General features: G+C 71.6%; 18 protein-coding genes. 7 read left to right on the plus strand and 11 right to left on the minus strand.

Annotation, left to right across the window (positions count from 1 at the left end):
* Positions 1 to 405: 405 nt before the first annotated feature.
* Positions 406 to 858, plus strand: coding sequence for an SUKH-3 domain-containing protein (locus OHS70_RS23845; RefSeq protein ID WP_328400302.1), 453 nt, complete (start codon positions 406 to 408; stop codon positions 856 to 858).
* A 186-nt stretch (positions 859 to 1044) separates the two neighbouring features.
* On the opposite strand, the gene OHS70_RS23850 is transcribed toward OHS70_RS23845, so the two are convergent.
* The 5 genes from OHS70_RS23850 to OHS70_RS23870 form a co-directional block, all read right to left on the minus strand.
* Positions 1045 to 1581 carry a putative immunity protein gene (locus OHS70_RS23850; protein WP_328400304.1) on the minus strand — a complete coding sequence of 179 codons (537 nt, stop codon included), beginning with the start codon at positions 1579 to 1581 and terminating at the stop codon, positions 1045 to 1047.
* Between the two features lie 151 nt (positions 1582 to 1732).
* A complete protein-coding gene (locus OHS70_RS23855; RefSeq protein ID WP_328400306.1) occupies positions 1733 to 3073 on the minus strand; it encodes an AAA domain-containing protein in 1341 nt (446 codons plus the stop codon).
* Complete coding sequence (locus tag OHS70_RS23860; RefSeq protein ID WP_328400308.1) at positions 3070 to 4656, minus strand: hypothetical protein; 1587 nt, start codon at positions 4654 to 4656, stop codon at positions 3070 to 3072. Before OHS70_RS23860 ends, OHS70_RS23855 begins: the two co-directional genes overlap by 4 nt.
* The gene (locus OHS70_RS23865) at positions 4647 to 5771 is read right to left on the minus strand and encodes a hypothetical protein (protein WP_328400310.1); all 1125 of its coding nucleotides are present in this window, start codon (positions 5769 to 5771) and stop codon (positions 4647 to 4649) included. The genes OHS70_RS23860 and OHS70_RS23865 overlap by 10 nt, the downstream gene beginning before the upstream one ends.
* Positions 5701 to 6579, minus strand: a complete 879-nt coding sequence (locus tag OHS70_RS23870; RefSeq protein ID WP_328400312.1) for a phosphatase PAP2 family protein — start codon at positions 6577 to 6579, stop codon at positions 5701 to 5703. The genes OHS70_RS23865 and OHS70_RS23870 overlap by 71 nt, the downstream gene beginning before the upstream one ends.
* A 138-nt stretch (positions 6580 to 6717) precedes the next feature.
* On the opposite strand from OHS70_RS23870, the gene OHS70_RS23875 reads away from it, so the two are divergent.
* Positions 6718 to 7314, plus strand: a complete 597-nt coding sequence (locus tag OHS70_RS23875; protein ID WP_328400313.1) for a histidine phosphatase family protein — start codon at positions 6718 to 6720, stop codon at positions 7312 to 7314.
* A 67-nt stretch (positions 7315 to 7381) separates the two neighbouring features.
* On the opposite strand, the gene OHS70_RS23880 is transcribed toward OHS70_RS23875, so the two are convergent.
* Positions 7382 to 8800: a tetratricopeptide repeat protein gene (locus OHS70_RS23880; RefSeq protein WP_328400315.1), complete on the minus strand. Its 1419-nt coding sequence runs from the start codon at positions 8798 to 8800 to the stop codon at positions 7382 to 7384.
* Between the two features lie 239 nt (positions 8801 to 9039).
* Between OHS70_RS23880 and OHS70_RS23885 the strand changes: the two genes are divergently transcribed.
* Together OHS70_RS23885 and OHS70_RS23890 are read left to right on the plus strand one after the other, a co-directional pair.
* Complete coding sequence (locus tag OHS70_RS23885; protein WP_328405860.1) at positions 9040 to 9483, plus strand: hypothetical protein; 444 nt, start codon at positions 9040 to 9042, stop codon at positions 9481 to 9483.
* A 62-nt stretch (positions 9484 to 9545) separates the two neighbouring features.
* Positions 9546 to 10430 carry a spermidine synthase gene (locus OHS70_RS23890; RefSeq protein WP_328400317.1) on the plus strand — a complete coding sequence of 295 codons (885 nt, stop codon included), beginning with the start codon at positions 9546 to 9548 and terminating at the stop codon, positions 10428 to 10430.
* A gap of 160 nt (positions 10431 to 10590) precedes the next feature.
* Here the strand turns inward: OHS70_RS23890 and OHS70_RS23895 are convergent, their stop codons facing one another.
* On the minus strand, positions 10591 to 11139 hold the full coding sequence (locus OHS70_RS23895) for a hypothetical protein (RefSeq protein WP_328400319.1): 549 nt from the start codon (positions 11137 to 11139) through the stop codon (positions 10591 to 10593).
* A gap of 88 nt (positions 11140 to 11227) precedes the next feature.
* Here OHS70_RS23895 and OHS70_RS23900 point away from each other — a divergent pair, with 88 nt between their 5' ends.
* From OHS70_RS23900 to OHS70_RS23910, 3 genes are all read left to right on the plus strand, one after another.
* Positions 11228 to 11950 carry a response regulator transcription factor gene (locus OHS70_RS23900; protein ID WP_328400321.1) on the plus strand — a complete coding sequence of 241 codons (723 nt, stop codon included), beginning with the start codon at positions 11228 to 11230 and terminating at the stop codon, positions 11948 to 11950.
* A 54-nt stretch (positions 11951 to 12004) separates the two neighbouring features.
* On the plus strand, positions 12005 to 13399 hold the full coding sequence (locus OHS70_RS23905; RefSeq protein ID WP_328400323.1) for a HAMP domain-containing sensor histidine kinase: 1395 nt from the start codon (positions 12005 to 12007) through the stop codon (positions 13397 to 13399).
* Between the two features lie 191 nt (positions 13400 to 13590).
* On the plus strand, positions 13591 to 15066 hold the full coding sequence (locus OHS70_RS23910) for a glycoside hydrolase family 18 protein (RefSeq protein ID WP_328400325.1): 1476 nt from the start codon (positions 13591 to 13593) through the stop codon (positions 15064 to 15066).
* Positions 15067 to 15196: 130 nt separating this feature from the next.
* On the opposite strand, the gene OHS70_RS23915 is transcribed toward OHS70_RS23910, so the two are convergent.
* From OHS70_RS23915 to OHS70_RS23930, 4 genes are all read right to left on the minus strand, one after another.
* A complete protein-coding gene (locus OHS70_RS23915; RefSeq protein ID WP_328400327.1) occupies positions 15197 to 16609 on the minus strand; it encodes a GH1 family beta-glucosidase in 1413 nt (470 codons plus the stop codon).
* Between the two features lie 72 nt (positions 16610 to 16681).
* Positions 16682 to 17626, minus strand: a complete 945-nt coding sequence (locus tag OHS70_RS23920) for a carbohydrate ABC transporter permease (RefSeq protein ID WP_328400329.1) — start codon at positions 17624 to 17626, stop codon at positions 16682 to 16684.
* Positions 17627 to 17635: 9 nt separating this feature from the next.
* Positions 17636 to 18634 carry a carbohydrate ABC transporter permease gene (locus tag OHS70_RS23925; RefSeq protein WP_328400331.1) on the minus strand — a complete coding sequence of 333 codons (999 nt, stop codon included), beginning with the start codon at positions 18632 to 18634 and terminating at the stop codon, positions 17636 to 17638.
* Positions 18635 to 18645: 11 nt separating this feature from the next.
* Complete coding sequence (locus tag OHS70_RS23930) at positions 18646 to 19959, minus strand: ABC transporter substrate-binding protein (RefSeq protein ID WP_328400333.1); 1314 nt, start codon at positions 19957 to 19959, stop codon at positions 18646 to 18648.
* Positions 19960 to 20065: the final 106 nt, after the last annotated feature.

Raw genomic sequence — 20065 nt, forward strand, 5'->3', positions numbered from 1 at the left:
ACGTCCGCATGGCACCCGGGCCTGTCTGGCGAGCGCTGGCTACGGAGCGTGAGTTTGTGAGACGGCCACGGGTGACCCACTGAGGGCCCGGCAGGGCGGAGCACCCGGATCCGGGGGCGGGTCGGCCCTGAGCACAGGTGTCGGCGCGGCCCTTCACCGGCACCCGCCCCAGGTTCTGCGGGGCGCGCGGGGGCGGGAGACATCAAATCCGGCCAGGAATGGCCGTCGCTGTCGCCGCACTGATCGCCGGACTCGTCAGCGCTTTCGGACTGTGGTTCCGGACGGTCGCGGCGGAAGGCCCGGACACCACTGCGGACCGTGCCGAGAGCCTGCAGTCGGACAGTGCGACAGTTGCAAGGTGCTGGTGGAGCGCTTCGACATCAACTTCACGACCTAGGGCGGGAGATGCCCAGATTCTCACCAGAGGCGGAACGTGTTCTCCGCCCGGCCGGCTGGTTCCCGGGCCGTCAGGTGGAGACCGGTCCCTGGAGACGGTCTCTACGGAACTTTCCCTGGCACGCAGCGGCCGACGAATTTCTTCGGGAGTTCGGGGGTCTACGCGTGGACATCAGTGGTCCTGGAATCACGTGTGCGCGCGAGCCGTTCGAGGTCGACCCAGAGCTGGCTGTGGGGGAGGAAGGACGGTTCGAGGAGCTCTCCGAGCTGTTCGGCTGTCAGTTCTCCCCCGTGGGAGAAACGGGCAGGGGAGAGTTCTTCCTGGCGATCGACCAGGAGGGGATCCTGTATCTGCTGGCAGCTTGGGCGTTGAGGCTGGGACCCGGTGATCCGGCTGTGGAGCACCTTGTCTCAGGGGTCGTGCCGGAATGGCTTGATCCACCCGAGCGGGACACCCGGTAGTCCATCTCTGTCTGCCGCTGGGTGCTGTGCCGACACGCGTGCCCTGTGACAGGACAGGTGCTCGTCGAACCGATGACGCGGCCGGCGCGACGGCCGCGGTGGGAACGTCGATTCCGGAATCCGGGTCGCAAGCCGCTGCCGGACCTGGAGGTGGTGTGCGGCATCCTCCCTTCCGACTGAGCGCCCTCAGGCGCGGAGTGCGGCGTCGAGATCGCGAATGAACTCTCCCACGCGCCCGCCGCCGGGAGGTGCGGCGGGCAGACGGCCGAGTACCGCGGTGACCGCTGCCGGTGCGTGAAGGCGCGCCCATTCAAGGGTCCCCGCAGAAGCGACACTCTGGTCTTCTCCGGATGCCAACTCTTCGGCTCCTGCCGCATGTGCTGCCGCACCGAGAATGTGTTTCACCTGATGAGCGCTTGCCTTGGGATGCAGGTACGCAGCGGCGGCCGCATGGCTTGCCGCTCGTGCCGCGTCGGCCGCAGCGGGTGAAGCGGCTTCTTGCGCCGCTCTGTACGCCGCCCACGCGTTCTGCCGCAGAGCCCCCGTGCGCCGGCCGCCCCCAGCGAAAGCCTGTGCTGCATCGATGGCATCGCGAGGGCGCGTGTCAGCAGGAAGACTCTGTTCGAAGATCGACAGCGTCCTGCGCGCACAATCAGCCGCGTAGCCCGCGATCTCACGAAGTTCGTGTTCGCTCAGCTCAATCTTGTCCGACTCATTTGGCACCGCTCAATCTTGCCCCGGGTCGCCGATCGGCGCGAATGAGCGGCATCTGACTGCGGGGCAAACGCGCCAAGTCTCCCAGCCGGCAGATGTGTTGGGTCGAAAGTGACGTGAAGCAGGTGTGAGGGGCCTCCCCTGTCACTTGCGGCGGGCCCTACGGACGCCAGGTCACCCGGTGCTCTTCCAAGTGCGCCAGCACGGCGTGGTTCGCCTCCCAGCCGTCGGGGAACTTGACCGTGACGCCCAACTGGACCGGCTCCGTCGACGGGTGTTCGTCCAGCAGGTCGCTCACGCCCGCCCGGCACACCACGATGCACGCATGGCGGTGGCGTGACGCGAGTACGCACAGGCGGCCCGTCTCCAGGTGGAACGCCGTCGCGTCCGGGCGGCCCGAGAGCGGGTGCAGCACCACCGTGACGTCGTACTCCCGGCCCTGGAGGCGGTTGGCGGTGTCCACCGTCACGTCGGACACGCCCAGTTCCGCCAGTGCCGCGCGCACCGCCGCCGCCTGGTCGCGGTGGGCCGTGCCGACCGCGATCCGGTCCGCGGTCAGCGGGGTCGGGTCCGCGTCGCCGGTGGAGGCCGCACCACCGCGGTCCAGCAGGCGGCGCACCACCAGCGCCACCGCCCGCACCGCCTCCGGGTCCGTACGGGGCGTGTGGCGGGCCGGCAGTTCCAGCAGGCCCCAGCCGGACTCCGCGGCCTCGTCGAGCACCCGGTCGTGGGCCGAGCCGTCCGAGGCGACGCCGAAGCTCAGCCGCCGCTCGCCCGGACCCGTACCGCTGCGGAAGGGGGTGTACGGGTAGAACGCGTCGGACACCAGCGGTGCCGCCGACGCCGGGAGCCGCCAGGAGACCGGCAGCCGGTGCTGCGGCAGTTCGGGATTGTGGGCGAGCAGTGTGGAGACCGCACTCGCCGACGGGTCGTACGACAGCCCCGCCCACTGCTCGGAACCCACGATCGAGAACGGGTCCAGCTGGCCCGGGTCGCCCACGAACAGGGCTCGTTCGAAGAGTCCTGCCACCGCGAGCAGCGCGTCCGAGCGCATCTGGTACGCCTCGTCGACGATCGCGTGCCCCCAGGGCTCCACCCCCTGGACGTGCGCCCATTTCGCGGCCGTGGAGATGACGATGTCCAGGCCCGCCAGGTCCGCCGCCTTCGACGACTTGCGGACGTTGTCGAGGCCGTCGAGTGCCTTGTCGTACGGATCGGAGTCGTTGGAGTGCAGCCGCCCGACCGGCAGCTCCGGTTCCTTCTCGGCGAGCCGCAGCACCAGGTCGTCGACCTGGGCGTTGGTCTGGGCGACCACCATCAAGGGCCGCCCCGCAGCGGCCAGTTCGAGCGCAGTGCGCACCACGAGTGTCGACTTGCCCGCACCGGGCGGCGAGTCCACGACGACGCCGCGGGCGTCGCCGTGGAGCGTGTCCGCCAGGATGCCGGAGGTGGCCCGGGCGGCCGCGGAGGCCGGGTCGAGGGCCGGCGCTTCGAGGGTCACAGCAGGTCCTCCGGGGTGGCGAGGTCGGGGTGCTCGGCGCCCGCGCCCGGCGGGCCGCCGTGCGTCCACGGGGTCTCCTCCGGGTCGGGCAGCTTCGGCCCGCCCCGCTGGTCGTGCTCGAACAGGGTCCACACGATCCGGTCGCCCTTGTCCGGCACCGAGCCGTCCGCCGGGTTCTTGGCGCGCCCCATCCGGTCGGTGATCTGCAGGACGAACGTGCCGTCGCCGTCGGCCCGTACGCACTGCGCCGTCTGCGGCTTGCCGTCCAGCGAGCGGTAGACCTTGACCCGCTCGCCCAGATGAGGGTGGTCGTCCGTGCGCACGGTGACCAGCGGTCGGGGGCTCGGCCGCTTCGACTCCGACCAGGCCATCACCACCTCCGTCACCTCCGAGGCGAACGCCTCGCCCGCGAGACGGCGGCCAGCCAGCACCAGCGGATCGTCCAGCGCTTCCTGCGCCTCCAGTTGGGCCTGCGCGGTCTCCCGGGCGGCGAGCTTCTGTGCGGCGGTCACCGCGTCGTCCCGCCTGGGCTGTGGCGGCTCCCCGGCCCGTACCCGGTCGCGATGGGCGGTGAACGACCACCGGTCGCGGGTCCAGCGGTCCTCGACGCGGGCACCCTCGGGCAGTTCCCGCAGCAGGTCCACGGCGCGCCACACGGCACGCCAGGTGGGTTCCAACTGACCCGCGATCAGCCGCCGGACCTCCCCCTCGGCCCGGTGGAGCTCGCCGAGGAGCCGGTCGGCGCTCTCGCCGTCCTGGGCCGCGGCCAGTGCCGTGCGCGCCAGGTCGTAGCGCTCCATCGCCGGCGCGAGCAGCCTGTTGTCGAACGCCGGGTCGGTCGCGGGACCGGCCGGCGGGCACAGCAGCTGCCCGTCCCGGTTCCGCCCCAGCTCGGCCCGCAGCGCCGCCTCGGCACCCGACTCACCTTCCGGGGGGTCGACCCACGCGAGCAGCGCGCCGAGATGCTGGTCCTCCAGCGAGGACTGGCCGCTCGCCCAGTGCCGGCCCAGCAGATCGGTCGCGGCGAGCAGCAGCGATGACCCCGGCACCCGGGCGCGCTCGCCGTAGTGCGTCAGCCACCGGCCGAGCAGCGGCACCCGCGGCGGCGCGGGGTAGGGCGTGTCCGGGTCCTGCTCGGTCGTACGCCGGAACCGCATCGAGCGGCCGAGCAGCCGTACGAACTCCACACCGGCCCGGCTCGGCACGATCAACTGGGGTGCGTCCGCGCACAGTTCGACCTCGACCTTGACCTTCTTGCCGGTCTCCGGGTCGGTCTCGGAGCGCTCGGCCGGTTCGACGTCGTCCCCGTACGCGTCGAGATACGGCAGCACCGCATCGGCGAGCTCCGTCAGGAACGCCGAGCGCAGATCGCGGTCGCGCGGCTGGGCCACGACCAGCAGCCGCGGCTCCTTGGGGTCCGTGCCGACCAGCGCGCCCAGCGGTGCGCCCGCCTCGCCCGCCGTGGTCAGCGGTACGAAGACCAGCGGCCGCTGGGCCACCCTGCGGTGACGCACGGTGGCCAGCGGCTGGGCCCGGCCCGACTCGACGGCCTCCAGGCGCGCGAGTGTGGCGATCAGCGACATGCGGCCGCCTCCAGGGACTCGGCACGCAGCGCCGCGGCCCGGCGCAGTGCCGCCACCGTCGGATCGTCCGGGTCGCCCGCCTCGCCGCGTGCCGCGGCCAGGACGTCGCCGACCGTGGTCAGCCCGCCCAGCTCGCCGCGCACCGGGCGGCCCAGGGTCTCCACGGCGCCCGCCTCCCGCGCCCGGTCACGGCAGTGGAAGGCCAGCTCGCAGGCGGCCAGGCACTCGGGCGCGTAGGCGTGCGGGACGGATTCGACGGCGGTCGTCAGCTCCTCGGCCGAGCAGGTCTCGAGGTCGAAGCTGAGGTCCTCGGGCAGTGCCGCCGCGATGTCCTCGATCCGGGTGAGCCGGGTCAGCTGGCGCCGGGTGACCGAGAGCTGCTTGCGTACGTCCACCACGGAGGCGGTGGGGAGGTTGGAGAAGTCCTTGGGGCACACCAGCAGCACGGAGTGGGCGACCGACGCCCCGTCCGTCAGCGCCGCGACCCGTTCCAGGGCGAGCACGTAGACGGCGGCCTGGCGGGCGGCCGCGCCCACCTTCGCCGCGTCCGCCGAGCCGTCGATCATCGGGAAGGACTTGATCTCGACGACCGTCCACCGGCCGTCGGGGTGCACGACCACCGCGTCCGGCTCCAGATAGGCAGCCGAGCCCGCCACCTCCAGGACGAGCAGCGGATGGTCGAGCAGTGTCCACCCGCCCGCGGCGGTGGCCTCGCGCAGGGCGAGGGCCGTACGGGCCGTACGGCCCTCGGGCCCGGCCGCCGCCAGCTCGGGCACCGCGACCTCGGCGGGACGCTCCAGGCCGAGCAGCTTCAGGAGTTCCCGGCCGCCGTCGGCCTTGACCCTGGCCTCGAAGGCATTGCCCCGCATGAACGCGAACTGGGACTGCCCGAATGTGGCCGGCGATCCGAGTGCGGAGGCGAGCGCTCCCTTGTCCACCCCGGCGCCGTCCAGCAGCGCACGGCGCTTGCACCCGGGGTTGGCGGCGAGCGCGGCCAGTGCGCGGGCGTCGAGCGGATGGGGCTGCGCGGCGGGGCCGCGCAGCTCAGCGAGCCGCTGCCGGAGTGCTGTCGTCGGCGCCTGCGGAGGAGGTCCGCTGTCCAGGGATTCGCTCACCCGCGGAAGTGTCGCATCCGCCACCGACAACGGGGGACTTCGAGGGTGCGGGGGAGCCTCCCAGGCGCTCCCGCACCCGGTCGGCGAGGCGCATGGCGGGCCTGGTCAGCAGTGCGCCGCCGCCCATCACGGCGACACCGGCGGCCGCGTCCAGGAAGTAGTGGTTGGCGGTTCCCATCACCACGATCGTGGTGAGCAGTGGGTAGGCGACGGCGAGCGTCTTCATCAGCGGCGTACGGCCGTGCCGCCACAGCATCACTCCGCACCACAGCGCCCAGCCGACGTGCAGGCTCGGCATCGCCGCGTACTGGTTGGTCATGCTGCCCAGTCCGCGCGGTGCGCTCGCCTCACCGCCCCACCAGCCGTACGAGCTGTACTGGGCCATCGTGTCGACGAAGCCGTGCCCGGCCGCGAGGAGTCGGGGAGGGCAGGTCGGCATCAGTGTGAAGCCGGCGAGGCCGAGGAGTGTGGAGCACATCAGCCAGGTGCGGGCGGCCCGGTAGCGGGCGGGACGGCGGCGGAAGAGCCAGACGAGGATCGCGGGGGTGACGAGGTAGTGCAGGGTGGCGTAGGCGAAGTCGGCGGGGATGCCGAGGGCCGGAGCGTCGGTGAAGAGACGGTTCAGCGGGTGTTCCGCGTTGAGCCGGAGTGCCTTCTCGGCCCGGAGTATCGCGAGGCCGTTGTCGACCGCGGTCGTCACATCGCCGCGGGCCAGCAGCCGTCCCGCCGAGTACGCGGCGTACACGACAGCGAGCAGCAGCAGTTCGGTCCACCAGCGTGGTCGATGGCGCGGCGCGGTATGCGGCATCCGAACGTCTCTCCGTCTTCAGTTCAGGCGGTTGGTACCCGTCCTCGAAGGGGACGTCGAGATCTCTCCGGAGGTTGCCTGGCGTTCAGGTGCGCGATGATGAAAGTCCATCGGATCGTGAACTCAGGGAGCTGCCTCATGGCACCGCGGATCCTCCTCGCCCGGCACGGCCAGACGGAGTGGTCGCTGTCCGGAAAACACACCGGCAGGACGGACATCCCGCTGCTCGAGGAGGGCAGGCGCGGCGCCAAGCTGCTCGGCGAGCGGCTCCATCGCCCACCGTGGTCGGGTCTCGAGGGCGTCGAGGTGCGCACCAGCCCGCTGGTCCGGGCGAGTGAGACCTGCGCGCTCGCCGGCTTCGGGGAGCGGGCGCAGCCCTGGGACGCGCTGATGGAATGGGACTACGGCGCGTACGAGGGCCTGACCCCGGCGGAGATCCACGCGGTCGAGCCGGGCTGGCTCCTGTGGAACGACGGCGCCCCCGAGGGCGAGAGCCTCGCCGATGTCTCGGCCCGTGCGGACGAGGTCGTGGCCTGGGCGCGCTCGGCCGACCGCGATGTGCTGGTCTTCGCCCACGGCCACATCCTGCGCTCGATCGTGGCCCGCTGGCTGGGCGAGGACAACTCCTTCGGCGCCCGGGTCAGGCTCGACCCGACGAGCCTGTCGATCCTGTCCTGGCAGTACGGTGCCCCGGCGATCGAGCGCTGGAACGACATGGGGCACCTGGAGGGCTGAGACCCGGGGCGGAGCGGGTCAGGTCCGGGAGCGCCGCCCCGGACCCCCGGCCGCACGGGGCGCGGTGTCACACCCGGCGGGTCGACGCCGCGTGACGGTCCAGGAAGGCGCCGACACCCGCCGTGCGGCGGTGCGGGAGCAGGACGCGGGCCGTGTCCGCCAGCATCGTCTGGATGCGTGACGAGCGGACTTCGTCCATTAGGTCCAGCACCTGGCTGCCCGCGGCCGCCGCCTCGTCGGGGGATCCCGCCCGGGCCAGGTCCGCGGCCAGTTCCGCGCGGTACAGCGCCAGGTTGCGGGTGAAGCGGCGGTCCTGGAGGGCCGCGGCGCGGCGGGCGTGACGGGCCGCGCGGGGCCAGTCGCCCAGGGCCGACCAGCACTGAGCCTGCAGCGCCTCGAGCTCCGGCTCCCCGAAGAAGGACATCCACTCGGGGTCCGAGTCCGACGAGCCCCGGTCGAAGTGGGCGTGCGCCCGTGCCAGCGACTGCTCGCAGGTCGTACGGTCCCCGAGCCCGGCCCAGCCGCCCGCCTCGCGCAGGGCCAGCAGGGACAGCAGTCGTGGCGACGCGATCTGCCGGGCGGCCTGCTGGCCCGCCTGTGCGGTGCGCACCGCCTCCCGGTGCCGCCCCGCGTCCCTGGCCAGGAACGACGTATTGCAGAAGGCGTGCGCCTCCAGCGCCGGGTCGTCCGCCACCCGGGCCGTCGCCAGTGCCTCCGCGTAGTGCGAGCGGGCTTCGTCGAACCTGCCGGAGTCGTGGGCCAGCCAGCCCACCGAGATGGCCAGTTCGCCGGCACCCGCGTGGAGCCGCTCCGCCGTCGATCTGCGGGCGCTGCTGCTCGCGTCGAGCAGCGCGTAGGCGGCCCGCAACGGCTGGGCGGCGCGCCGGTAGAGCCCGTCCGCGCCGTGCCGGTCGTCGAGCAGCCGGATCCGGCGTACCGCCTCCTCGACGGCCCTGACCTCGCTCTCGCCGACTCTTGCCCGCGCTAGGCCGGGGGGACCCGCACGGTCGGGTGCGGGACCGGGCCCGAACCCGAGGGACGCGGCAGCCACCGTGGTGGGGCCGCTCGTGATGAATGCGCGACGCAGCACGTCGCTCTCCTCGTCGCTGTCGCTGTGACTGCCGTGCCGGTCGCTGTCGCGGAGGCCGAGGGGGCTGCACGGCGGGACCGGGCCGGCCTGTGGGCCGTCTTCCGTCCGCGTGCCCGAGCCCCGTCCGCGCACACGTTCCCTCGGCAGGAAGCCGAGGTCGGCCAGCGTCAGGCCGGGGAACATGTGCAGGAACACCCGCTCGTACGCGTAGTTGGGACATCGGATCTCGCCGGACTCGACGCGCCCGATGTACCGCGGATCGCACGAGACCTGCTCCCCGATCTCCCGCGCCGCCCTGCGCACCGCCGTGGCGAACTCGCCCGGCGAGCGCTGTCCGCGCAGCCGGCGGAACGCCAGGTTGGGAACCGCCCGTGATGCCTGTGACGATGACGCCATGGCCGAGCCCTCTCTCGGTGCTGCCGTGTTCCGGCGGAGCAAGAACGTACCTGCTGTGACGGACCGCTCACCCAGGGTTTGACTACAAAAGGGACATCTCGTCGGCGATCTGCCATGAACTGCCATCCTTTGCGGCGGCGTGCCGCCGTAGCCGTTGACGCCCACGGGCGTTGAACCGTACGGAGACCGTCATGTGTCTCCACTCGAGCGAGGAGGCGATCCCCTTGTTGGAGGTCGGCATGGAGACCAGCGCCCCGGACGACGCGCACACCATCGCGACGACGGCCCGGCACCGGCCCACGCAGGACAGCAGCGCACCACCGAACAGTGATGTGGCCGAGCCCCTGGACCTGGTCACCGTCCCCGCCCGGCAAGGCCTCGAAGCGGTGGACATCCTGCGCCGCGCCGCCGAGCCCGCCGTCGGACCGGTCATGCACGACGGAGCATGCGACACCCTCGGCTTTCTCGTCCCGCCCGGCACCGCAGACGGCTGGGACATGCCGGGCAGTGCCTGTACGCAGACGTCCGGCCGCGGGCTGCGCATCCCGGCCGAGCCGCCGGGCACCGGCTCGGGCTGGCTGCTGCCGCCCGACGACACGGACGCCGTCACCGACCCGGAAGTGCTGCGCGAGGCGCTGGACGAGGCGGCCCGGCTCATCGAGGCCGCCGACAACTGCCGCTGATTCGCGCGGGCACCGGCCGCCGCGAGTGCGCGCGGGGGCACCCCGTCCGCCGGGCGCGGATAATGGGCAGGGTGGCGAAGAGCAAGAGGCGAGGACGTACGGGCGGGGGCGGAAGTCCCGAACCGGTCGTCGCGTCGGTGGACGGCGGGCTGGCGGAGCTGATACCCGACCGGGAGCGGCCGCGCGCCTGGACCCTGCTCGTCGACGGTGCGCCGCAGTCCCATGTGGACCTCGACGATCCGACGTATCTCTCCTTCGAGTACCAGCGCCGGCTGGGCCATGTCGCCGATCTCGCCGCCGAGCCGGGGCGGCCGCTCCAGGTCGTGCACCTCGGCGGCGGTGCCTTCACGCTCGCCCGCTATGTCGCCGCCACCCGTCCCCGTTCCACCCAGCAGGTGGTCGAGTTGGATGCGGCACTCGTGCAACTGGTACGCGCGGAGCTGCCGTTGGATCCGGGGGCGCGTATACGGGTGCGGTCGGCCGATGCCCGCGCCGGACTCGCCAAGGTGCCCGACGGCTGGGCGGACCTGGTGATCGCCGATGTCTTCAGTGGAGCCCGTACCCCCGCGCATCTGACCAGCACCGAGTTCCTCGGCGAGGTGCGCAGGGCACTGCGGCCGGGCGGTCTCTATGCGGCGAACCTCGCTGACGGACCGCCCCTGGCCCATCTGCGCGCACAGGTGGCGACCGCCGCCGCGATGTTCCCCGAGCTCGCCCTCGCCGCGGATCCGACCGTGCTGCGCGGCCGGCGCTTCGGCAACGCGGTGCTGCTCGCGTCCGACCGTGCGCTGCCGGTGGCCGAGCTGACCCGCCGTGTCGCGGGCGACCCGCACGCCGGCCGGGTCGAACACGGCCGAGAGCTGGTCGACTTCACCGGCGGCGCGGCCCCGGTCACCGATGCGAGCGCCAAGCCGTCGCCGGTGCCACCGCCCGCGGTCTTCCGTTAGCGGCGTGGGGTGCGCGACGCGACGAGCCGGACGCCGCCCGGCGCACCGCAGCCGCCTCGGCGTTCCCGGCGACCGAGCCTCGCTCGTAGGAGCCGACGCCGGTGGTCGTCAGGCGCTTCGGCTTCGGCCCGGAGGTGTGCCCCTGCGACCGTCGGCGCGCTCATCGCTCGTCGAACTGGGCCATCGGCGGATGGCCGTTCCAGGTGTAGAACACCGAACTCTCGCGGCCGTCCTTGGTGAACGTCACCCGGATCCAGGTCGGCTGGGTCCACACCTGCATCTGCCAGCCCGCGGCCGGGGTCGCCGACACCAGTTCCGCCGAGGTCTTGCCGACGTCGAACACGGCCATGCCGCCGGTGACGGTGTGGCTCTTCACCGTGCCCGGATCGCCGTAGCCGTCCGAACCTCCCGTATCCGACGGGGAGGGGGACGTGGTGGGCGATGTGCCGCCGCTCGGCTTGCCGGCCGGCCGTTTGGTGGGCTCGGGCGACTTCGAGGGCGACGGGCTCGGCGGGCGACGGGTGGAGGACTCCTGCGGCCCGACCGCCTGGGTCGTCGAGCTCTGCGCGGTGATCGGGAGTGCGCGCGGCCGGTCGTACGCGGTTCCGGCCATGACCGTGTGAACGCCCCACCAGGACAGCGTCACCGCCGCGCCGGTGGACAGCGACCACGCCACGGCATGTACGAGTCCTCTGCTCACGCGGGCCATAGTGCACCACGCACCCCGTGCGTGTCGCGCGTCCCAGGGTTCCTCCCGTACGGGACCGCGGTCCCCCGGATGGCGTACGGTGCCGCCCATGGCAAGTGTGCTCGTGGTCGAGGACGACCAGTTCGTGCGCTCCGCCCTCATCCGGCACCTGACCGACGCCTCGCACACCGTACGAAGTGTCGGTACGGCCCTCGAGGCGTTGCGCGAAGTGGCTCATTTCCGTTTCGACGTGGTCATTCTCGACCTCGGCCTGCCCGATCTGGACGGGGCCGAGGCGCTGAAGATGCTCCGCGGCATCACCGACGTACCGGTGATCATCGCGACCGCGCGGGACGACGAGACGGAAATCGTCCGCCTGCTCAACGACGGCGCGGACGACTACCTCACCAAACCCTTCTCGGTGGAACATCTGTCGGCGCGCATGTCGGCGGTGCTGCGCCGGGCGCGCGTGAGCGCCGGGGAGGCGCAGCCCTCGCGGGTGATCCAGGTCGGCGGGCTGTCCATCGACCCGCTGCGCCGCCAGGCCGAGCTGGACGGGACTCAACTCGACCTCACCCGCCGGGAGTTCGACCTGCTGGCGTTCCTTGCCGGGCGGCCCGGAGTGGTCGTCCCGCGCAGGGAACTGCTCGCCGAGGTCTGGCAGCAGAGCTACGGCGACGACCAGACCATCGACGTGCACTTGAGCTGGCTGCGACGCAAGCTCGGCGAGACGGCGGCTCGGCCCCGCTATCTGCACACGCTGCGGGGGGTCGGGGTGAAACTCGAGCCTCCGGGCAGCCACCCGACGCCCGGAAACGGCCACCGGCCATGAACAGCGGACTCCGGCTGAGAATCGGACACCGGCCTTGAGAAACGGACAACGGTCATGAGATGGGCGCTCGTCAAGGTTTCGCTGGCGGTCACCGTGATGGTGGTGCTGGCCTTCGCCATTCCCCTCGGCATGGTCATCAAGGAGATGGCCAGTGACCGCGCGTTCTCCAACGCCGAGCGGCAGGCCGCGACCATCGGCCCCACCCTCACCGTCACCACCGAGCGCCGGCTGCTGGAGCGTGCCGTGAAGTCCACGCCGGCCGGCTCGGCCGGGCGGATGGCCGTGCACATCCCGTCGACCGGTGAACCGGACAGCCTGCCCCTGGAGATCGGCATGCGGCGCGCGGCGGCCGAGGACCTGGCGACCACGCAACGGATCGGAAAGGCCTCCATCACCGAGGTGACCGGCGGCTCCGCGCTGCTCCAGCCCACCGCGATCGGCACCGGACAGATCGCGGTCATCGAGATCTTCGTGCCCGAAGGCGAGGTCACCAACGGCGTCAGTACTGCCTGGCTGGTCCTCGCCGGCGTCGGTATCGCCCTGATCCTCGGCTCGGTTGCGGTCGCGGACCGGCTCGGCGCGCGGATGGTGCAGCCCGCACAGCGGCTCGCGGGCGCGGCGCACGAGCTGGGGGAGGGCAAGCTGGGGGCGCGCGTTCCCGAGGAGGGGCCTGCCGAACTGCGCTCCGCCGCCGTCGCGTTCAACTCCATGGCCGACCAGGTGGTCCAGCTCCTGGCCAACGAGCGCGAACTGGCCGCGGACCTCTCGCACCGGCTGCGCACTCCGCTGACCGTGCTGCGGCTCAACGCCGCCTCGCTCGGGGAGGGTTCGGTCGCCGAGCAGACCAGGGCCGCCGTCGCCCAGCTGGAGCGCGAGGTCGACACGATCATCCGCACCGCGCGGGAGTCGAAGCCGCAGACCGCGGCGACCGGGCCGGGCGCGGGCTGCGACGCGGCCGAAGTGGTCAGGGAACGGATGGAGTTCTGGTCGGCGCTCGCCGAGGACGAGGACCGCAAGGTGCGGGTCGCGGGGGTCGAGCGTCCGGTACGCATCCCGGTCGCCCGCCCCGAACTGACCGCCGCGCTGGACGCGTTGCTCGGCAATGTCTTCCGCCACACATCGGAGGGCACCGCCTTCTCGGTGGACGTGCACAACAGCGACGACGCCGTCATCGTGCTCGTCTCGGACGCCGGCCCCGGCATCGCCGATCCGGACGCGGCGATGGCCCGTGGCAACAGCGGTGCCAGGGACGGCTCGACCGGACTCGGCCTGGACATCGTGCGCCGGGTCGCGGAGTCGACGGGCGGGGACGTACGCATCGGCCGCTCGGTGCTCGGCGGCACGGAGGTGCGGGTGTGGATCGGCCTCGACCCGCGTGAGGCCGGGCGCGTCGAGCGCCGCCGCGGACACCGGGGGAGGGTCGCGGGCCGCCGCAGGGCCTCGGTCTGAACACGGCCCGGCGCGGGTGTGCAGCCCTGCGCGGGCCGGGCAGAGGTCTCTACCATTAATCCGCTCCGATGCCTTCCTTAAGGCCGCCCTAAGAAGCGGAACCCCCGTCCAGAACCGGCTGTTTGTCCGATTCGCTGTCGCTAGCGTGCTGCCTCGGCACTTCACCCCCGCAATGCAGAGGCAGGCACCCGATGGGCAGCAGTACGCACCGGCGCAGGGCGAGCGGCAAGACCAAGGCGATCGGCGCGGCCGTGGTGAGCACGGTGATCACCGGCGCGGCGCTCGTGCTCACCGGCACCGCCCAGGCGGCGGCCGTCGGCGCCGCGTACACCAAGACCAGCGCCTGGAGCGGCGGCTACACCGGGCAGTACGTCATCACCAACGCGACCGGCACGGCGCAGTCGGACTGGACGCTCGAGTTCGACCTGCCCGCCGGGACCACGATCAGTTCGCTGTGGAACGGGGAGCACACGGTCAAGGGCGGGCACGTCACCGTGAAGCCCGCGAGCTGGAACAAGAGCCTCGCCCCCGGTGCGTCGGTGACCGTCGGCTTCGTCACCTCCGCGAGCGGCACCGCCGCCGACCCGACGTCCTGTCTCATCAACCGGATCAAGTGCTCGGTCGACGACGGGGCCACGCCGCAGCCGACCGGCCGGCCTACCGAACAGCCCACGCCCACGCCGTCGGCGACCGCCACCCCGAAGCCCACACCCACCGCCTCGACCCCGACCCCGACTCCGACGGCCACGGCCACGGCGACCCCCGAGCCCGGCACGGGTGCCCGTTACGCGCCGTACGTCGACACCTCGCTGTACCCGGCGTACGACCTGCTGGACACCGCCGCCAAGACGGGCGTCAAGGAGTTCAACCTCGCCTTCATCACCTCCGGCGGCAGCTGCGCCCCGCTGTGGGGCGGCGTCACCGGCCTTGCCGACGACAAGGTCGCCTCCCAGATCGGCGCCCTGCGCGCCAAGGGCGGCGACGTCCGGGTCTCCTTCGGCGGTGCGGCCGGCCACGAGCTGGCCCTGAACTGCTCCTCCGCGGGCGAGCTGGCCAAGGCGTACGGCAAGGTCATCGACACCTACAAGCTCACCAAGGTCGACTTCGACGTCGAGGGCGCCGCCCTGCCGGACACCGCCGCCAACACACGCCGCTCACAGGCCATCGCCCAGCTCCAGAAGGAGCACCCGGGCCTCGACGTGTCCTTCACCCTGCCCGTGATGCCCGAGGGCCTCACCCAGCCCGGCGTGGACCTGATCGCCGACGCCAAGAAGAGCGGCGTGAAGATCGGCGCGGTCAACATCATGGCGATGGACTACGGCCCGGCGTACAGCGGGGACATGGGCACCTACGCGGTCCAGGCAGCCACCGCCACCCAGGCGCAGATCAAGGGCGTGCTCGGCCTGACGGACGCGGCCGCGTGGAAGACCGTCGCGGTCACCCCGATGATCGGCGTCAACGACGTGACCTCCGAGATCTTCAAGGTCGACGACGCCACGCAGCTGGTGGACTTCGCGAGGTCCAAGGGCATCGGCTGGCTGTCGATGTGGTCCTCCACCCGTGACAAGCAGTGCGCGTCGGGCGCGGTCGGCCATGCCGACGCCACCTGCAGCTCGATCCTCCAGGAGCCGCTGGCCTTCACGAAGGCGTTCTCCGCCTACAAGTAGCGCCTGCAAGCGGCTCTCTGAACAAGGCCCCGCAAACACTCCTTCCCCGCACCCCCACCGCGCGCGCCCCGGCCGGGCTTCCCCCACCCCCGGCCGGGGCGCGTCCCTTGTCGGGGCTCCGCCGAACCGGTCAGGCCACCGGTGGCGGCAGCTCGCCCGTACGCGCCAGCCGCCCGTACCAGTGGGCGCTGGACTTCGGGACACGCGCCTGGGTCTCGTAGTCGACGTACACCGCGCCGAAGCGCTTGCCGTAGCCGTAGGACCACTCGAAGTTGTCCATCAGCGACCAGAGGAAGTAGCCGCGCACGTCCGCCCCGTCGGCGATCGCCCGCTGCACCGCCGCGAGATGGCTGTGCAGATAGCGGATGCGGTCGGGGTCGTGGACCGTGCCGTCGACGGCCGGCTTGTCGTCGTACGCCGCGCCGTTCTCGGTGATCATCAGCGGCAGCCCGGGCGCCTCGCGCGTGTAGTGCAGCAGCAGGTCGTACAGGCCGCTCGGATCGACGGACCAGCCCATCGCGGTGCGCTCGCCGGGCGGTTGGTGGAAGACGACTTGCTCGGAGGCGGGCCAGGGCGAGTGGTCGCTGGGGGCATGTCCGTCCCGGCGCGGGCCCGCCCGGCGGTCCGGGTCCGGGGCCGAGACCACCGCCGGTGCGTAGTAGTTCAGTCCGAGCCAGTCCAGGCGCTGCCGGATCACGGACGGATCGGAGCCCTGGACGAAGGACCAGTCGGTCAGCGACGCGGTGTCGGCGATCAGGTCCTGAGGGTAGGCGCCCTTCAGCAGCGGCCCCGCGAAGATCCGGTTCGCCAGCGCGTCGATACGGCGCCGGGCGTCATGGTCGCCGGGTGCGTCGCTCGCCGCCCTCACCACGCTCGGGTTGAGGCTGACCGAGATCTGCGCGCGGGCGGGCAGCGCACTGCGCAGCGCCTGTACGGCCAGTCCGTGTCCGAGATTGAGATGGTGGGCGGCTCGCAGGGCGGCCACCGGGTCGGTGCGACCAGGGGCGTGCACACCGGAGCCGTATCCCAGGAACGCGCTGCACCAGGGCTCGTTGAGCGTCGTCCACAGCTCGACGCGGTCGCCGAGCGCGTCCGCGACGATCCCCGCGTACTCGGCGAAGCGCTGCGCGGTCTCCCGGGCCGGCCAGCCGCCCGCCGACTCCAGCTCCTGGGGGAGATCCCAGTGGTAGAGGGTCAGGACGGGGCGGATGCCGTGGGCCAGCAGATCGTCGACAAGGGCCCGGTAGAAGTCGAGGCCGCACTGGAGGGCGGGCCCGCGACCGGTGGGCTGTACGCGGGGCCATGAGACCGAGAAGCGGTAGGCGCCCACCCCGAGGTCCCCCATGAGCCGCACGTCCTCGGCGCGGCGGTGGAAGTGGTCGACGGCGATGTCGCCGGTGTCCCCGTTCTCCACCTTGCCCGGCGTACGGCTGAAGGTGTCCCAGATCGACGGGGTGCGGCCGCCCTCGGCCGCGGCGCCCTCGATCTGGTACGCGGCGGTGGCGGTGCCCCACAGGAAGCCGGGCGGAAAGCTGACGGGCATGGTGAACTCCCCACATGTACGTGACAACGACTGGATGGATGACGATGCGTCAGCTCCGAGTGCCCGGGCGGCTCAGCCCTTGATCGCGCCCTGCATGATGCCGCCGACGATCTGCCTGCCGAAGAAGACGAAGGCGAGCAGCAGGGGCAGCGTGCCCAGCAGCGCGCCCGCCATGATCACGGACTGGTCCGGGATGTAGCCGCGGCCGAGCCCGGTGAGCGCCACCTGCACGGTCGGACTGCCGGTCTGGGTCAGCGCGATGATCGGCCAGAAGAAGTCGTTCCAGGCCATGACGAAGGTGAGCATGCCGAGGACGGCCATCGCGGGCCGCGCCGCCGGGAAGACGACATGCCACACCACCCGCCAGCTGTTCGCGCCGTCCACCCGGGCCGCCTCGATCAGCTCGGACGGCAGTGCCTCGGTGAGGTACTGCCGCATGAAGAACACCCCGAAGGCGCTGACCAGGGTGGGCAGGACGACGGACTGCAACTGGTCGGTCCACGACAGCTTGGCGATCATCATGTACAGGGGTACGACGCTGAGTTGCGGCGGCACCATCATCGTGCCGATGACCAGCAGGAGCAGCAGGTTCTTGAGCCTGAAGCGCAGCTTGGCGAAGGCGAAGCCGGCGAGGGTGGAGAAGACCACCGTGCCTGCCGCGACCGAGCCGGCCACGATGGTGGTGTTGAGGAGCGCGGTGCCCATGTTGGCGTCGGTCCAGGCGATCTCGAGGTTCTTGAGGAGATTGCCGCCGAACCAGAAGGGCGGCGGGGTCTGGGCGAGCCGGGTGTTGTTGCGGGAGGCCGCGACCGCCGTCCACACCAGCGGGAACAGCGAACCGGCCGTGAACAGGATCAGCACCGCGTAGGTGAGTTTCCCGCCGTACAGATGCCGTCCGGCGTGACCGGTGCGACGAGTGCGACCGGTGAGTCCGGGACGAGCCGCGTGACCGGCGTGACGAGCCTGCTGGCCGTGACCCGCGTGCTCGGAGTGCTCGGCAGATCTGGCATTGGGCATGTCGTCCCCCTACGCGCTCTTGCTCAGCCGGCGGGCGAGCAGCCAGTTCACCGCGCCGACGATCAACAGGATCAGGAACATCGCCCAGGCGATCGCCGAGGCCCGGCCCAGATGCAGATTCACCCAGCCCTGCTCGTACAGGTACAGCCCGAGCGTCTGGTACTGGTGGTCGGGCCCACCGGTCGCCCCCGCGCCTCCGTTGAACAGCAGCGGCTCACCGAACAGCTGGGTCGCGCCGATCGTAGAGACGACACAGGTGAAAAGGATCGTGGGCCGTAGGGACGGCACCGTGACATGGCGGAACTGCTGCCAGCGCGAGGCGCCGTCGAGCGCGGCCGACTCGTACAGTTCGCTCGGAACGGCCTGCATGGCCGCCAGATAGATCAGCGCGTTGTAGCCCGTCCAGCGCCAGATCACGATCGTGGAGACCGCCAGCTGCGAGGTCCACCCGCCGTTCTGCCAGTCGACGTGGTCGAGGCCGGCCAGGCCGAGCACCCAGTTGATCATTCCGTAGTCCCGCCCGAAGAGCAGCACGAAGACCAGGGTGGCCGCGGCGACGGAGGTGGCGTACGGAGTCAGGACGGCCACCCGGAAGAACATCGAGCCGCGCAGCCGGTAGTTGAGCAGATGGGCGATGCCCAGCGCGACGAGCAACTGCGGCACGGTGGACATCAGCCCGATGGTGACCGTGTTCCGCAGCGCGTTCCAGAAGAACTCGTCCTCGAGGAGCCGGGTGAAGTTGCGCAGCCCCACCCACTCCATGTCGGTGGGCGCGGTCAGCTCCACGCGGTGCAGGGACGCCCAGCCCGTCCAGAGCAGCGGGAAGAGCCCGAAGGCGAGGAAGAAGAGGAAGAACGGTGCGACGAAGGCGTACGGGCTCCACTTCATGTCGAGCCGGTAGCGGCGGCTGCGCCGCGCGCGGCGGCGCTCCTCGGCCGCGTCGGCGACGCCGGTGGCCGGGGCCGCGCCCCCTTCCTTCGAGGGCGCGGCCGGAGCGTCGGATGCCATGTCCGTCACGGTCACTGGTCCAGGGCGTTGTCGATCGCCTTGACCGCGGCGTCCCATCCCTCCTTGGAGGAGCGGCCCTTCTGGTCGACCTGGAGCATGCCGATGTCGGACAGGTTCTGCGCGATGACCAGGTCCTTCGGGCCGACGATCTGGACCGGCACTCCCTCGGCGGCCTGCGAGAATATCTGGCCTATGGGTGCGCCCGCGAAGTAGGCGTGCTTGGCGCCGGAGACGGCGGGCAGCGCGTACGCGGCCTTGGCGCTCGGGAAGCTGCCGCGCTCGGTGAACAGCTTCGCCTGCTGCTCGGGGGCGGTGAGCCAGGCCGCGAGCTCGGCCGCCTCGGTCTTGTTCTTCCCCGCCTCGGGGACGATCAGGAACGAGCCGCCCCAGTTGCTGGGCTTCGGAGCCGGCGCCACGTCCCACTTGTCCTTGCCCGCCTCACCGGCCTTGTCCTGGATGTAGCCGAGCATCCAGGCCGGGCAGGAAACCGTGGCGAAGGTGCCGTTCGCATAGCCCTGGTCCCAGGCGGGCGTGAACTGCTGGAGTTTGCCCGTGAGGCCCTCGGTGGCGAACGCGGCGGCGATGTCCCAGGCTTTCCTGACGGCCGGGTTGGTCTTGTAGACGACCTTGCCGTTCTCGTCGTAGAAGCGCTTGCTGCTGCTGCCGTTGATGGCGTTGAGCACGCCGGACGCGGAGTCGACGAACGCGGTGCCCTCGGGGGCCTTGGCCTTGAACTTCTTGCCCGCGTCCAGGTACTTGCTCCAGTCGCCCGCCCACAGCTTGCCGACCTCCTTGCGGTCGGTGGGCAGCCCTGCCTCGGCGAACAGGTCCTTGCGGTAGCAGATGCCCTGCGGGCCGATGTCGGTGCCGAGTCCGACGGTTCTGCCGTCCTTGGTGGTGGCCTGCGCCCATTTCCAGTCCAGGAACGCGTCCTTGTCCACACCCTCGGTCCTGCCGAGGTCGACGAGCTTGCCGGCCTGGGTGGCGGTGATCTCGGCGATGTTGTTGACCTCGACGGCCTGGATGTCGGCGAGGCCGCTGCCGCTGCCGAGGTGGGTGAGCAGCTGCGGGTAGTAGTTCTCGTTCCGCTCGATCGAGGTCTGCTTGATGACGATGTTCTTGTGGAGCTTCATGTACTCGTCGTAGAGCCCGGCCTCTTGGAGACCGAAGGCCCCGAAGACGCCCACGGTGATCGTGGTCCTGCCCTTGGCGTCACCCCCGCCGTTCGAGGCACGGCCGACGGGTTCCTCGCCGTCCTCGGCACAGCCGGCCAGCAGCCCGGCGCCGAGCGCGGCGACGACCGCGAGGATTACGGTCCTGCGCATTGCGTCCTCCTAGTGCCCTGACGTGCCACCCCGCTGCCAACTGGCTTGTGGCACACGGGCATTGCTGCACCGCGGCGCGGGCGGGGAACGTGCGGGTGGTGTGGTG

The organism is Streptomyces sp. NBC_00390, from assembly GCF_036057275.1.
In the GTDB taxonomy this organism is placed as follows: domain Bacteria; phylum Actinomycetota; class Actinomycetes; order Streptomycetales; family Streptomycetaceae; genus Streptomyces.